Genomic DNA, 13,015 nt, shown 5'->3' with positions numbered 1-13,015 from the left:
CAGTAGATTCAAGAGGTTCATCCCGATGTTACTGATGATCGACAATTACGACTCATTCACTTACAACGTTGTTCAGTACCTTGGCGAGCTGGGTGCCGAGGTAAAGGTCATTCGCAACGACGAAATGACCATCGCCGAGATCGAAGCCCTCAATCCGGAACGCATCGTCGTCTCGCCTGGTCCATGCACACCGAGCGAAGCGGGTGTGTCCATCGAGGCCATCCTGCATTTCGCCGGCAAGCTGCCAATCCTTGGCGTCTGCCTGGGGCACCAGTCCATCGGCCAGGCCTTCGGCGGCGATGTGGTGCGGGCGCGTCAGGTGATGCATGGCAAGACCAGCCCGGTGTTGCACCGCGACCTGGGTGTGTTCGCCGGCCTGAACAATCCGCTCACCGTGACCCGCTACCATTCCCTGGTGGTGAAGCGCGAAACCTTGCCTGACTGCCTGGAAGTGACCGCCTGGACCGCCCACGCAGATGGCGCGGTCGACGAGATCATGGGCTTGCGCCACAAGACGCTTAACATCGAAGGGGTGCAGTTCCACCCTGAATCGATCCTGACCGAGCAGGGCCACGAGCTGTTCGCCAACTTCCTCAAGCAGACCGGCGGCCGCCGCTAAGGACCGAACATGGATATCAAGAGCGCGTTGAGCCGTATCGTCGGCCACCTTGACCTCAGCACCGAAGAAATGCGCGATGTCATGCGCCAGATCATGACCGGCCAATGCAGCGAAGCGCAGATCGGCGCCTTCCTGATGGGCATGCGCATGAAGAGCGAGAGCATCGACGAGATTGTCGGTGCGGTCTCGGTGATGCGCGAACTGGCTGACAAGGTCGAGCTGCAAAGCCTCGATGGCGTGGTCGATATCGTCGGTACCGGCGGTGATGGCGCCAACATCTTCAACGTTTCCACCGCATCCTCCTTCGTCCTCGCGGCGGCGGGGTGCCCTGTGGCCAAGCACGGCAACCGTGCTGTCTCCGGCAAGAGCGGCAGCGCGGACCTGCTGGAGGCCGCCGGAGTCTACCTGGATCTGAATCCAACCCAGGTCGCCCGTTGCATCGACAGCCTGGGGATCGGCTTCATGTTCGCTCAGAGCCACCACAAGGCAATGAAGTTCGCGGCTGGCCCACGCCGTGACCTGGGGCTGCGTACCCTGTTCAATATGCTCGGCCCGCTTACGAATCCGGCCGGTGTGAAACACCAGGTGGTCGGCGTGTTTACCCAGGCCCTGTGCCGTCCGTTGGCCGAAGTGCTACAACGCCTGGGCAGTAAGCATGTGCTGGTGGTGCATTCGAAGGACGGTCTGGACGAATTCAGCCTGGCCGCGCCGACCTTCGTGGCCGAACTGAAGAATGACCAGATCACCGAGTACTGGGTCGAACCGGAGGACCTCGGCATGAAGAGCCAGAGCCTGCATGGCCTGGCTGTCGAAGGCCCGGAGGCCTCGTTGGCGCTGATACGCGATGCCTTGGGTCGTCGCAAGACTGAGAACGGGCAGAAAGCCGCCGAAATGATCGTGCTCAATGCGGGCGCGGCGTTGTATGCCGCAGACCATGCAATGAGCCTCAAGTCGGGTGTGGAACTGGCCCATGACGTGCTGCACACCGGGCTTGCCTGGGAGAAGCTGCAGGAGCTGGGTGCCTTTACGGCGGTATTCAAGGTGGAGAACGAAGCATGAGTGTGCCGACGGTGCTGGAAAGGATCATCGCCCGCAAATTCCAGGAAGTGGCCGAGCGCAGCGCGCGCGTAAGCTTTGCCGAACTGGAGCGTCTGGCCAAGTCGGCCGATGCGCCCCGAGGTTTTGCCAATGCCCTGATCGAGCAGGCCAAGCGCAAGCAGGCGGCGGTCATTGCCGAAATCAAGAAGGCCTCGCCGAGCAAGGGTGTGATCCGCGAGGACTTCGTGCCGGCGGACATTGCCGTCAGCTACGAAAAGGGTGGGGCGACCTGCCTGTCGGTGCTGACCGATGTGGACTACTTCCAAGGCGCCGACGAATACCTGCAGCAAGCTCGCGCCGCCGTTTCGCTGCCGGTGATCCGCAAGGACTTCATGGTCGACCCGTACCAGATCGTCGAGGCTCGTGCCTTGGGCGCCGACTGCGTGCTGCTGATCGTGTCGGCGCTGGACGACGTGAAGATGGCTGAGCTGGCCGCCACGGCCAAGGAGGTCGGCCTGGATGTCCTGGTCGAAGTGCATGACGGCGACGAGCTGGAGCGTGCACTGAAGACGCTCGATACGCCGTTGGTGGGGGTCAACAACCGTAACCTGCACACCTTCGAGGTGAGCCTGGAGACCACCCTCGACTTGTTGCCGCGCATCCCACGTGATCGCCTGGCCATTACCGAAAGCGGCATTCTCAACCGTGCTGACGTCGAGCTGATGGAAATCAACGAGGTCTACACCTTCTTGGTGGGGGAGGCGTTCATGCGTGCCGAGCAACCAGGGTTGGAGCTGCAGCGGTTGTTCTTCCCTGATCAGGTCAAGAAGACTGTTCAGCAACTGGACTGATCGAAACGAAGCCGGCGTATTGCCGGCTTTTTTGTAGGCCTGCCATGGCTGCTAACAAAGGTGAAAGGATGACCGATCAACCCCTGGCACTGACTGTCGAACAAGGCCTGCACGCCGAGCAGGAACTGCTGGCGGCCGTCTGCCGCGGCGAGCGTGACGCTGGCGTGCTGTTCTGGCGCCCCACCGATCATGCCCTGGTGATGCCACGGCGCATGAGCCGGCTGGAAAACTTCGAGGCTGCATGCGCCGAGTTGGCGATTGCCGGATGGCCTGTGCTGCTGCGGGAAACCGGTGGTGAGCCGGTGCCACAGTCCCACGCGACGGTGAATGTCGCGCTGGTCTACGTCGCACCGCGCAGCGAAGGCGACCATGGGCGAATCGAGCATGCCTACGAGCGCCTGTGCCTGCCTTTGTGCGATGTGCTGCGCGAATGGGGTGGCGTGGCTTCGGTGGGCGAAATCGACGGTGCTTTCTGCGACGGGCGTTTCAACGTCAACCTCAACGGCCGCAAACTGGTCGGCACCGCTCAGCGCTGGCGCCAGGGACTGGGTGGCAAGCGGGCCGTGGTGCTGGTCCATGGCGCCCTGCTGCTGGACAACGAGCGGGAGTCGATGGTCGCGGCCGTCAACCGTTTCAACGAATGTTGCGACCTGGAGCAGCGCTGCCGCGCCGACAGCCATATCGCTTTGCATGAAGTGGTGCCCGAAGCGCCCTGGTTCGAGCGCTTGTCGCAAGCCTATGCTGATGAGCTGGCGAAACTGCCCAGGGACTAGCGTGTTCCGTAGACCACCATGGTCTTGCCCTTGACCTGCACCAGGCTGCGTTCCTCGAGGTCCTTCAGGACGCGGCCGACCATCTCCCGCGAACAGCCGACGATGCGACCGATCTCCTGACGGGTGATCTTGATCTGCATGCCATCCGGATGGGTCATGGCGTCGGGTTGCTTGCACAGGTCGAGCAGGCAGCGCGCCACTCGGCCTGTCACATCGAAGAAGGCCAGGTCGCCAACCTTGCGCGTGGTGTTGCGCAGGCGTTGGGCCATCTGGCTGCTCAGGGCATAGAGGATGTCCGGGTCGTGGCGCGACAGTTCGCGGAACTTGTCGTAGCTGATCTCCGCCACCTCGCATTCGGTCTTGGCGCGAACCCAGGCGCTGCGCTGCTGATCGCTACCCACGGGCTCGAACAGGCCCAACTCGCCAAAGAAGTCGCCACTGTTGAGGTACGCGATGATCATCTCGTGACCTTCGTCGTCTTCGATCAGGATGGTGACCGACCCTTTGATGATGAACGACAGCGTCTCGGCCCGATCACCCGCGCAAATGATGTTGCTCTTGGCGACATAACGGCGGCGTTGGCAGTGGACCAGCAGTTTATCGATGTTCTTGATCTTGGCGGGTAGGGCTGAGGCAACCATCACGAAATCCTGTTCGATGTGAGGTATGAGCTTTTTCTAGGATGCCTGACGGTTGACGCCAGTCATTTGGCGCCAGCTTATCAGACACTGTGGGATGTTTCGGCACAATTGCGACACGTCTTGATCTTTTCCGACAGCCACACAAGGTCTAAGCTGACACCCTTTTCCGATATTTAGGAGTCCGGATAGATGAAGGCACGCATCCAGTGGGCCGGTGAAGCGATGTTCCTCGGCGAGTCCGGGAGCGGCCATGTCGTGGTGATGGACGGTCCGCCCGAAGCGGGTGGTCGCAATCTGGGCGTGCGCCCGATGGAAATGCTCCTGCTGGGCCTCGGTGGCTGCAGCAGCTTCGACGTAGTGAGCATTCTGAAAAAGTCGCGCCAGGCAGTGGAAAGCTGCGAAGCGTTCCTGGAGGCAGAGCGCGCCAGTGAAGACCCGAAAGTGTTCACCAAGATCCACATGAACTTCGTGGTGAAGGGGCGTGGTCTGAAAGAGGCCCAGGTAAAACGGGCTGTCGAACTGTCGGCGGAGAAATACTGCTCGGCATCGATCATGCTGGAGCGTGCAGGCGTTGAGATCACCCACGGTTACGAGATCGTAGAGCTGGGTTGATTTTCACCCTTTGGGCTGCTTTGCAGCCCATCGCCGGCAAGGAGGGTGCAAGCCTGTAAGGGCGGGCTTGCCGGCAGTCGTCAATTTCGCAGTGCTGGCAGGGCAGTCAGCAACCATTGCGGCAAGCGCCCCCGGACGGCCTGGCTCAGTTGTTCTCGCCGTTTCTGATACGCCAGACCCAGGCCGATCACTCCCAGCCCGATCAAGGTCAGTACTACCGGGAATAACAGGGATTCGGCGAACACGTCGTACGACAAGTAACCCAGGTATGCCGCCACGCCAAGCGCGCCGAGCACCATGAAGACCGGTCGGCGCAGCAGCACCGCCATGCCCATCAGCCCAAGGTTGATCACACAGTACATCGCCCTGCCCAGTTCGCTCCCGCTGTCCAGCAATGTCAGCCCGCCCCAGAATGCCGCCAGCCCGGCCAGATAACCCCAGTGGGCATAATCCTGGCGGGTGCGTCCGTCCAGAATCAACACCGCCAGCAGCAGCCCAAGGCCAAACCACAGTGATACCGTGCGGCGTTGCTCCCAGCTCAACGGCGAGCCGTAGAACCATTCGCTCAGGTCCATCGACATGAACCACAAGGCCAAGGCGATCGGCATGACGATGAACGGGTAGGGGATCAGGCGCAGCATGAGCAGCCCTGCCAGCACCGTGGCGGCCTCCATCAACAGCCAACCGCCTTGCACATAGCGGTAGTACTGGTGGTAATCCGTTTGCGTGTCGCCCATGGGCCACCACCCCGCCATACGCTCGATGGCGAAGACGGCCAGCGGCACGATGCTTACCGCGACCGCGGCCAGCACCCCGGCAGCGATGGGTTGATGGCGTCGTTGCAGGCCGAGCGCGAAGAGGGTCATTAGCACGATGTACAGCATGGCGATGGCCAGCAGGGCGCCGTCGCCAATACGCATCCAGGCTTCGGTCAGCAACCAGCCCATGGCACCCATGATCAGCAGGGCGCCGAAATAGAACGCCACGTGGGCCAGTTGCAGCGTGCCGCGTGGGACCGGAGGCTGTTGCAGGAATGCCAGCAGGGCCTGGTCCTGGCCCGGCTGGAGGATGCCGGCTTGCACGGCGCGCGCCAGGTCCTTGGCGTCGATGCGGTCCGTCATGGTATTGGCCCTAGATGCGATAGGTGCTCTTGGTCATGACTTTGGCCAGCAGGCTCATGCCAAAGCGCACAGGTGCGGGGAAACGGTAACCACCGGCTTCGAGGGCCGATTCGGCATGTTGCTCTTCGTCGACGCGCATCTGTTCGAGAATGGCGCGCGATTTCTCGTCCTCTTGCGGGATCTGTTCCAGATGCTCGTCCAGATGCTTGCACACCTGATGCTCGGTGGCAGCCACGAAGCCCAGGCTGACCTTGTCGCTGACCAGGCCGGCGAGTGCGCCAATGCCGAACGACATGCCATAGAACAATGGGTTGAGCACGCTCGGGTGGCTGCCCAGTTGGCGGATGCGCTGTTCGCACCAGGCCAGGTGGTCGACTTCTTCCTCGGCGGCATGCTCCATGGCCTTGCGTACCTGCGGCAGCTTGGCCGTCAGGGCCTGGCCCTGGTACAGCGCCTGGGCGCACACCTCACCGGTATGGTTGACCCGCATCAGGCCGGCGATGTGACGAGCCTGGCTTTCATCCAGTTCGACATCTGGCTGGACGATGGCCGGGGAGGGTCGGGAAGGTTGGCCGCTGAAAGGCAGCAAGGTGCGCATGGCGGTATCGGCCTGCAGCAACAAGCGGTCGAGCGGCGAGTAGTGACGTTCGGTAGCCATCGGGCACCTCCGCTAGAGTGTGCCCGACAGTTTACCGCAATCGGATCAGGGTCGCTTGCCCTGGATCAGCCCGGAGGCCAGTGCATCTGGCGTTGGCCAAGCACATGCATGTGGATGTGATAGACGGTCTGTCCACCCAGTTCGTTGCAGTTCATGACCACGCGGAAGCCGTCTTCACAGCCAAGTTCCTTGGCCAGGCGCTGGGCGGTGAACAGGATGTGGCCGGCCAGGCCCTTGTCCTCTTCGGTCAGGTCGTTCAGGGTGCGGATGTGTTTCTTCGGGATAACCAGAAAATGCACTGGCGCCTGGGGGGCGATATCGTGGAACGCCAGAACCTGGTCGTCCTCATAGATGATCTTCGCCGGGATCTCCCGGTTGATGATTCTGGTGAATAAGTCGTCCACAGCTCTTGCTCCATGGTGAGGTTCCGGGCCGAGTTTACTCAGCCGGGCGCCGCTCGCCCAGTGGCTATTCCATGCCGATCGGGCAGTAGCGCCGATGCAGCACTCCTGCGAGCTTGCGTACCAGCCAGCGCGGCAGCAGGCGTGGGACGAAGGCCAGCCAGCGGTTGCGTCGGCCAGGGGTGATCAGCGCGCGGTTCTTGTCGAGGGCTCTTACGGTGTAAAGCGCAACTTCTTCGGGCGTCAGGCAACGGGATTTGCCTTCGAGCCTCGGGATGGGGCGCCTGGACGAACGCACGGGACCAGGATTGAGTACCGAGACCTTGATGCCCGTGCGCCTGAGCTCTTCGCGCAGTGCCTCGGAAAAACTCAGTACATAGGCCTTGCTGGCGGCATAAGTCGCCATCCAAGGGCCGGGGGCCGCGCTGGCCAGTCCCGCGACGTTGAGAATCTGCCCGCCACCTTGCACCGCCATCAGGTTGCCAATCGCGTGGCACAAGCGACTCATGGCCAGGATGTTGACCTCCAGCAGATCTTGCTCGTCGGCCCATTCATGGGCGAGAAATGGCCCATAGCTGCGCAGCCCGGCGCAGTTCACCAGCAGGTCGATGCGCCGCTCGCCTTCCTCAAGCTCTAATACGAAACCTGACAGTCGCAAGGGTTGGCTGAGGTCGCAGGCGCGGAACAGCACCTCGACGCCGAAGCGCTGGGTGAGCTCGATGGCGACCGGCTCAAGGGTCTCGCGCTGGCGCGCTACCAGGATCAAATTGCGACCGCGCCGCGCCAGGGCTTCCGCCAGGGCCAGGCCCAGGCCGCTGGAAGCACCAGTAATCATGGCGTAACGGGTCATGCAAGGCTCCTGGGGGCTGAAGAGGGCGCCTAGTGTACAGCTTGGTCAGGCAAGGTGTTGCCTTTTGCTACAGGGCCTTGTCACGCAGCGCCAGGCTGTGGTCCAGAGCCGCCCGGTACTCGCCGTGCAGGCGCTCGATCAGTGCCGCTGCACCAGGCACGTCCTGAATATCACCCACGCCCTGGCCAGCAGACCATACCGTCTTCCATGCCTTGGCTTCGTCGTCGATCGGCTTGAGCTTGCCTTGTTCGTGGCCGCGCTCGAGGGTGGCCATGTCGTACCCCGCCTGCTGCAGGCTTTGGCGCAGGAAGCTGGCAGGAATGCCGGACACCGCTGGGGTGTGCACGATATCCGCGGCACGGGCATCGAGCAGCATCTGTTTGTACTGTGGCTGCGCCTGGCTTTCGGCCGTGGCGATGAAGCGGGTGCCCATGTAGGCAAGGTCTGCCCCCAATAGCTGGGCGGCGAGGATCTGATGGCCATGATTGATGCAGCCTGCCAGCAGCACGGTCTTGTCGAAGAATTGGCGGATCTCCGCGACCAGCGCGAAGGGGCTCCAGGTGCCGGCGTGACCGCCAGCCCCGGCGGCTACCGCGATCAGGCCATCGACGCCAGCCTCGGCGGCCTTTTCGGCATGGCGCCGTGTGGTGACGTCATGGAACACCACGCCGCCATAGCCGTGCACGGCATCCACCACCTCCTTCACCGCACCAAGACTCGTGATGACGATCGGCACTCGGTGCTCGACGCACAAAGCCAGGTCAGCCTGCAAGCGAGGGTTGGTAGGGTGGACGATAAGGTTGACGGCGTAGGGCGCTGGCGCGGCCATTGCTTGCAAAGCCTGCTCGATCTCTTCGAGCCAGCGCTTGAATCCGGCACTGTCGCGCTGGTTCAGGGCTGGGAAGCTACCCACCACGCCATTGGCACAGCAAGCCAGGACCAGGCGCGGGTTGGAGATCAGGAACATCGGCGCTGCGACCACCGGGAGGCGCAGGCGTTGCTCAAGCGAGGCAGGCAAAGGCATGGAGGGCTCCTGCGGGCAGGTTTGTCGTCAGAACGGTTTGACCACCACGAGAATCACGATGCCCAACAGGAACAACACAGGGACCTCGTTGAACCAGCGATAGTAAACATGGCTGCGGGTATTGCTGCCGCTGGCGAAGCGTTTGCGCTGGGCGCCGCAGATATGATGGTAGCCGGTCAGCAGGATCACCAGGGTGAGCTTGGCGTGCAGCCAGCCTTGGCTGAGCCAGCCCGGAGTGAGGTAGAGCATCCAGGCGCCGAACACGTACGTGGCGATCATCGCCGGGTTCATGATGCCCCGATACAGCTTGCGCTCCATGGTGATGAAGCGTTCCTGGCTGATGCTGTCCTGGCTCTGGGCGTGGTAGACGAACAATCTTGGCAGGTAGAACAGGCCGGCAAACCAGCAGACCACGCTGATGATGTGCAGTGCCTTGATCCATAGATAAAGCATGGAGGGAGTTCCTTCAGGTTTTCACGGTCGTCAGATAGTAGAGCTCAAGCGCCCAAAGGGGCACCCCAAGAGTTGTTACAGGCGGCGTGCCCCCCTATCATCGTGCGCTTTCCAGTCGGCTCGTTGATAAGGGGCAAGCGTTATGATCAAGGTCGGTATCGTCGGCGGCACGGGTTACACCGGCGTCGAACTGTTGCGTCTGCTGGCACAGCATCCACAGGCCGAGGTGGCGGTCATCACTTCGCGCTCCGAGGCGGGCGTGGCGGTTGCCGACATGTATCCGAACCTGCGTGGCCACTACGATGGCCTGTCCTTCAGTGTGCCGGACAGCAAGACGCTGGGTGCCTGCGACGTCGTGTTCTTCGCCACCCCCCATGGCGTTGCACACGCCCTGGCCGGCGAGTTGCTGGCTGCCGGCACCAAGGTGATCGACCTGTCCGCCGACTTCCGCCTGCAGGATGCCGTGGAATGGGGCAAGTGGTATGGCCAGCCGCATGGTGCACCCGAGCTGCTCAAGGATGCGGTATACGGCTTGCCTGAAGTCAACCGTGAGAAGATTCGCCAGGCGCGTCTGATTGCAGTGCCGGGCTGCTACCCGACCGCTACCCAACTGGGCTTCCTGCCGCTGCTCGAAGCTGGGCTGGCCGATCCGTCGCGATTGATCGCCGACTGCAAATCGGGCGTTAGCGGTGCCGGCCGTGGCGCTGCCGTAGGCTCACTGTTCTGCGAGGCTGGTGAGAGCATGAAGGCCTATGCGGTCAAGGGGCACCGTCACCTGCCGGAAATCAGCCAGGGCCTGCGCCTGGCGGCCGGGAAAGACATCGGCCTGACCTTCGTGCCGCACCTGACGCCAATGATCCGCGGCATTCACGCAACCCTGTACGCGAACGTCCTCGACACCTCGGTCGACCTGCAAGCGTTGTTCGAGAAGCGTTATGCCGATGAACCGTTCGTCGACGTGATGCCAGCCGGCAGCCACCCGGAAACCCGCAGCGTGCGAGGCGCCAACGTCTGCCGTATTGCGGTTCACCGTCCGCAGGGCGGCGACCTGGTGGTGGTGCTGTCGGTCATCGACAACCTGGTCAAGGGCGCATCCGGCCAGGCTGTCCAGAACCTGAACATCCTGTTCGGCCTGGACGAGCGCATGGGGCTGTCCCACGCCGGCCTGCTGCCGTAAGCGCAAGCTCGTTCCTGAGGCCCGCCTTGTGCGGGCCTTTTTGTTGGGCGCGACTAAAGCAGCACAATTCTTGACCGATTTTCTCGGAGAAGCGGATAATGCGCACCATCGAGTTTTATGGCGGCAGTGCGCCGGGAGAATCAACATGAGCGTCGAAACCTTCACCCCCACCGCGTTGGAGTTCACTCACGGGGCTGCGCAAAAGGTGAAGACCCTGGTTTCCGAGGAAGGCAACGATCGCCTGAAGTTGCGTGTATTCGTGACGGGTGGCGGCTGCTCGGGCTTCCAGTACGGTTTCACCTTCGATGAAGATGTGGCCGAGGATGACACCATCGTCGAGCGCGAAGGCGTTTCCCTGGTCGTCGACCCAATGAGCTTCCAGTACCTGGCGGGTGCCGAGGTGGACTACCAGGAAGGCCTGGAAGGCTCGCGCTTCGTGATCAAGAACCCCAACGCTACTACCACCTGTGGCTGTGGCTCCTCGTTCTCGATCTGAGCTTCGGCCATACGAAAACGCCGCGCAATTGCGCGGCGTTTTGCTTTCTGCAGGGGACTAAGCCGGGTAGATCGCACCCAATATGCGCAGCCCTTGTGCCGCCGTGACGCTGGGGCGGTTGGCAGGAATACCCTCCAGGCAACAATGGGCGAGCCAGGCGAAGGCCATCGCTTCGACCCAGTCCGGGTCCACACCATGGGCGGCTGTGCTGCTGACCTTGGCGTCGGGCAGCAAGGTAGCCAGTCGCGCCATCAGTGCTCTGTTGTGGGCCCCGCCGCCGCAAACCAGCAGGGCTTCTGTGCTCTGTTGGGCATTGCGAAGCGACTCGATGATGCTGCGGCAGGTCAGTTCCAGTAGCGTGGCTTGCACATCTTCATCGCGGTACTGGGGCAGGCGAGTCAGGTGGCCATCGAGCCACTGCAGGTTGAACACCTCACGGCCAGTGCTTTTCGGGCCGCTGCCGGCGAAGAACGGATCGCTGAGCAGTGCGCTGAGCAGGTCAACCTGCACCTGTCCGCTCGCAGCCCAAGCGCCATCGGCATCATAGGAAGGCCCGCGCTTGCGCTCGATCCAGGCGTCCATCAACACGTTGCCTGGGCCACAGTCGAAACCGTGCACCGGGCTGTCGACCTCGATCAGGCTGAGGTTGCTGAAACCGCCCACGTTGAGCACTGCCAAGCGCTGGCCGAGGTGGCCGAACAAGGTTTCATGGAATGCAGGCACCAGCGGGGCGCCTTGACCGCCGGCAGCGACGTCACGACGGCGAAAGTCACCTACCACGCTGATACCGGTCAGTTCGGCGAGTAGGGCTGGGTTGCCGATTTGTACCGTGAAGCCACGAGAGGGTTCATGGCGAATGGTCTGGCCGTGGCTGCCGATGGCGCGGATTGCAGCAGCCTCGAGCCCTTGCTTGGCCAGTACATGACGGATGCCCTGTGCGGCGAGGCTGGCCCAGCGGTTTTCTGCGAGGGCAGCGCGTGCGATCTCGTCAGGGCCGCTGGCACAGAGGCTCAGCAGCTCCTGGCGCAGGTCTGAGGGCATCGGAAGGTAGTGGGTAGCGAGCAGGCGGGGCTGCTCGCGTTGTTCGATCAGGGCGATGTCCAGGCCATCGAGACTGGTGCCGGACATTACCCCCAGATAAAGCGCCATGGGCTCAGCGCTTGTTGGCTGCGAGCAGCGTGGCCTTTTCCTGATCCATGCGTGCGATCAGGGGTTGGCTTTGCTGCAGGAAGCGCTGGCGCTCGGCTTTGGCGATCGGGTCAGCCATTGGCACTTTCTGGCTCAATGGGTCGACGTGCACGCCATTGACCTGGAACTCGTAATGCAGGTGCGGTCCGGTCGACAGGCCGGTGGTACCGATGTAGCCGATGATCTGGCCCTGTTTGACCTGGCTGCCGGTCTTGATGCCCTTGGCGAAGCCTTGCATATGGCCGTAGAGGGTTTTGTAGCGGTTGCCGTGGGCGATGATCACGGTGTTGCCGTAACCGCCACGACGCCCGGCCAGCTCGATGCGACCGTCACCGGCAGCCTTGATCGGCGTGCCGCGAGGGGCTGCGTAGTCGACGCCTTTGTGCGCACGGATCTTGTTCAGGATCGGGTGCTTGCGCCCAGCGGAAAAGCGCGAGCTGATGCGGGCGAAGTCAACTGGGGTACGGATGAACGCCTTGCGCAGGCTGTTGCCGTCGGCGGTGTAGTAGCTGGTATTGCCCTGCTTGTTGGTGTAGCGCACGGCGGTGTAGGTCTTGCCGCGGTTGGTGAAGCGAGCGGACAGGATGTTGCCGGTGCCGATGACCTTGCCATCCATGACCTTCTGTTCGTAGACCACGTCGAATTCGTCACCTGGACGGATGTCCTGGGCGAAGTCGATGTCGTAGCCAAGTACTCGCGCCATGTCCATGGTCATGCTGTGGGACAGGCCGGCGCGCTGGGCGGAAGCAGAGAGCGAGCTCTTGATCACGCCATGGGCGTAGGCGGTGCGCACGATCGGTTTACTGATCTCGCGGTCGAAGGTATAGCCCTTGGCGGTCTTGCTCAGGCGAATGGTTTCCAGGTTGCTGACCTTGCTGTGCAGGCTGGCCAGTTGGCCATCCTTGTCCAGTTCGAACTGCAGGACTTGGCCATGCTTGAGTTGCGTGAACTGCTTGGCTTGCTTGTTGCTGGCCAGCAGGTCATGGACCGCGTTCGCCGGCAGGCCGACCTTGGCGAACAGGGTGGACAGGGTATCGCCACGGGCCACGGTGACTTCGCGGTGGGCAGGGTCCTTGGCTGCGGTTTCCGGCTGGCCCTCCGGGGCTTGCTGGG

At 62.4% G+C, this 13,015-nt stretch carries 16 protein-coding genes (1 of these 16 cut by a window edge); 7 read left to right on the top strand and 9 right to left on the bottom strand.

Going from position 1 to position 13,015, the window contains the following annotated elements; all coding sequences use genetic code 11:
* Nucleotides 1–25: 25 nt before the first annotated feature.
* From VXM67_RS00110 to VXM67_RS00095, 4 genes are all read left to right on the top strand, one after another.
* Nucleotides 26–619 carry an aminodeoxychorismate/anthranilate synthase component II gene (locus VXM67_RS00110; RefSeq protein ID WP_027907298.1) on the top strand — a complete coding sequence of 198 codons (594 nt, stop codon included), beginning with the start codon at nt 26–28 and terminating at the stop codon, nt 617–619.
* Nucleotides 620–628: 9 nt separating this feature from the next.
* Nucleotides 629–1,678, top strand: coding sequence for an anthranilate phosphoribosyltransferase (gene trpD, locus VXM67_RS00105; protein ID WP_023382656.1), 1,050 nt, complete (start codon nt 629–631; stop codon nt 1,676–1,678).
* Nucleotides 1,675–2,508 carry an indole-3-glycerol phosphate synthase TrpC gene (gene trpC / locus VXM67_RS00100; RefSeq protein WP_023382655.1) on the top strand — a complete coding sequence of 278 codons (834 nt, stop codon included), beginning with the start codon at nt 1,675–1,677 and terminating at the stop codon, nt 2,506–2,508. The genes trpD and trpC overlap by 4 nt, the downstream gene beginning before the upstream one ends.
* Before the next feature lie 68 nt (nt 2,509–2,576).
* Entirely contained in the window at nt 2,577–3,281 is a 705-nt protein-coding gene (locus VXM67_RS00095; RefSeq protein ID WP_027907297.1) for a lipoate--protein ligase family protein, read from the top strand.
* On the opposite strand, the gene crp is transcribed toward VXM67_RS00095, so the two are convergent.
* Nucleotides 3,278–3,922, bottom strand: coding sequence for a cAMP-activated global transcriptional regulator CRP (gene crp / locus VXM67_RS00090; protein WP_367237429.1), 645 nt, complete (start codon nt 3,920–3,922; stop codon nt 3,278–3,280). The genes VXM67_RS00095 and crp overlap by 4 nt on opposite strands.
* A 189-nt stretch (nt 3,923–4,111) precedes the next feature.
* On the opposite strand from crp, the gene VXM67_RS00085 reads away from it, so the two are divergent.
* Nucleotides 4,112–4,534 carry an OsmC family protein gene (locus VXM67_RS00085; RefSeq protein WP_004376171.1) on the top strand — a complete coding sequence of 141 codons (423 nt, stop codon included), beginning with the start codon at nt 4,112–4,114 and terminating at the stop codon, nt 4,532–4,534.
* A gap of 80 nt (nt 4,535–4,614) precedes the next feature.
* Here VXM67_RS00085 and VXM67_RS00080 read toward each other — a convergent pair whose 3' ends face one another.
* The 6 genes from VXM67_RS00080 to hemJ all read right to left on the bottom strand — a co-directional run bounded on the left by VXM67_RS00080 (nt 4,615) and on the right by hemJ (nt 9,041).
* Nucleotides 4,615–5,655 (bottom strand): DUF2157 domain-containing protein, encoded by a 1,041-nt coding sequence (locus VXM67_RS00080; RefSeq protein WP_367237428.1) that lies wholly within the window; start codon nt 5,653–5,655, stop codon nt 4,615–4,617.
* A 10-nt stretch (nt 5,656–5,665) separates the two neighbouring features.
* Nucleotides 5,666–6,313, bottom strand: a complete 648-nt coding sequence (gene coq7, locus VXM67_RS00075) for a 2-polyprenyl-3-methyl-6-methoxy-1,4-benzoquinone monooxygenase (RefSeq protein ID WP_023382651.1) — start codon at nt 6,311–6,313, stop codon at nt 5,666–5,668.
* Between the two features lie 65 nt (nt 6,314–6,378).
* The gene (locus VXM67_RS00070) at nt 6,379–6,717 is read right to left on the bottom strand and encodes a histidine triad nucleotide-binding protein (RefSeq protein ID WP_023382650.1); all 339 of its coding nucleotides are present in this window, start codon (nt 6,715–6,717) and stop codon (nt 6,379–6,381) included.
* 64 nt (nt 6,718–6,781) lie between these two features.
* Complete coding sequence (locus VXM67_RS00065; protein WP_027907295.1) at nt 6,782–7,564, bottom strand: SDR family oxidoreductase; 783 nt, start codon at nt 7,562–7,564, stop codon at nt 6,782–6,784.
* Between the two features lie 67 nt (nt 7,565–7,631).
* The gene (locus VXM67_RS00060; protein ID WP_023382648.1) at nt 7,632–8,588 is read right to left on the bottom strand and encodes a nitronate monooxygenase family protein; all 957 of its coding nucleotides are present in this window, start codon (nt 8,586–8,588) and stop codon (nt 7,632–7,634) included.
* Nucleotides 8,589–8,615: 27 nt separating this feature from the next.
* Nucleotides 8,616–9,041 carry a protoporphyrinogen oxidase HemJ gene (gene hemJ / locus VXM67_RS00055; RefSeq protein WP_023382647.1) on the bottom strand — a complete coding sequence of 142 codons (426 nt, stop codon included), beginning with the start codon at nt 9,039–9,041 and terminating at the stop codon, nt 8,616–8,618.
* A gap of 142 nt (nt 9,042–9,183) precedes the next feature.
* On the opposite strand from hemJ, the gene argC reads away from it, so the two are divergent.
* Nucleotides 9,184–10,218, top strand: coding sequence for an N-acetyl-gamma-glutamyl-phosphate reductase (argC, locus tag VXM67_RS00050; RefSeq protein ID WP_367237427.1), 1,035 nt, complete (start codon nt 9,184–9,186; stop codon nt 10,216–10,218).
* Between the two features lie 145 nt (nt 10,219–10,363).
* Nucleotides 10,364–10,714 carry an iron-sulfur cluster insertion protein ErpA gene (erpA, locus tag VXM67_RS00045; protein ID WP_023382645.1) on the top strand — a complete coding sequence of 117 codons (351 nt, stop codon included), beginning with the start codon at nt 10,364–10,366 and terminating at the stop codon, nt 10,712–10,714.
* Between the two features lie 57 nt (nt 10,715–10,771).
* On the opposite strand, the gene VXM67_RS00040 is transcribed toward erpA, so the two are convergent.
* Together VXM67_RS00040 and VXM67_RS00035 are read right to left on the bottom strand one after the other, a co-directional pair.
* Nucleotides 10,772–11,863: an anhydro-N-acetylmuramic acid kinase gene (locus VXM67_RS00040; RefSeq protein WP_367237426.1), complete on the bottom strand. Its 1,092-nt coding sequence runs from the start codon at nt 11,861–11,863 to the stop codon at nt 10,772–10,774.
* Between the two features lie 4 nt (nt 11,864–11,867).
* Nucleotides 11,868–13,015, bottom strand: the 3' portion of a protein-coding gene (locus VXM67_RS00035) for a peptidoglycan DD-metalloendopeptidase family protein (protein ID WP_023382643.1). The gene runs 274 nt beyond the window's last position; only the last 1,148 of its 1,422 coding nucleotides appear in the window; the start codon falls outside the window, past its right edge; its stop codon occupies nt 11,868–11,870.

Source organism: Pseudomonas sp. Rh2 (genome assembly GCF_040762985.1).
Lineage (GTDB): Bacteria > Pseudomonadota > Gammaproteobacteria > Pseudomonadales > Pseudomonadaceae > Aquipseudomonas > Aquipseudomonas taiwanensis.
This window is presented reverse-complemented; position numbering and strand designations above follow the sequence as displayed.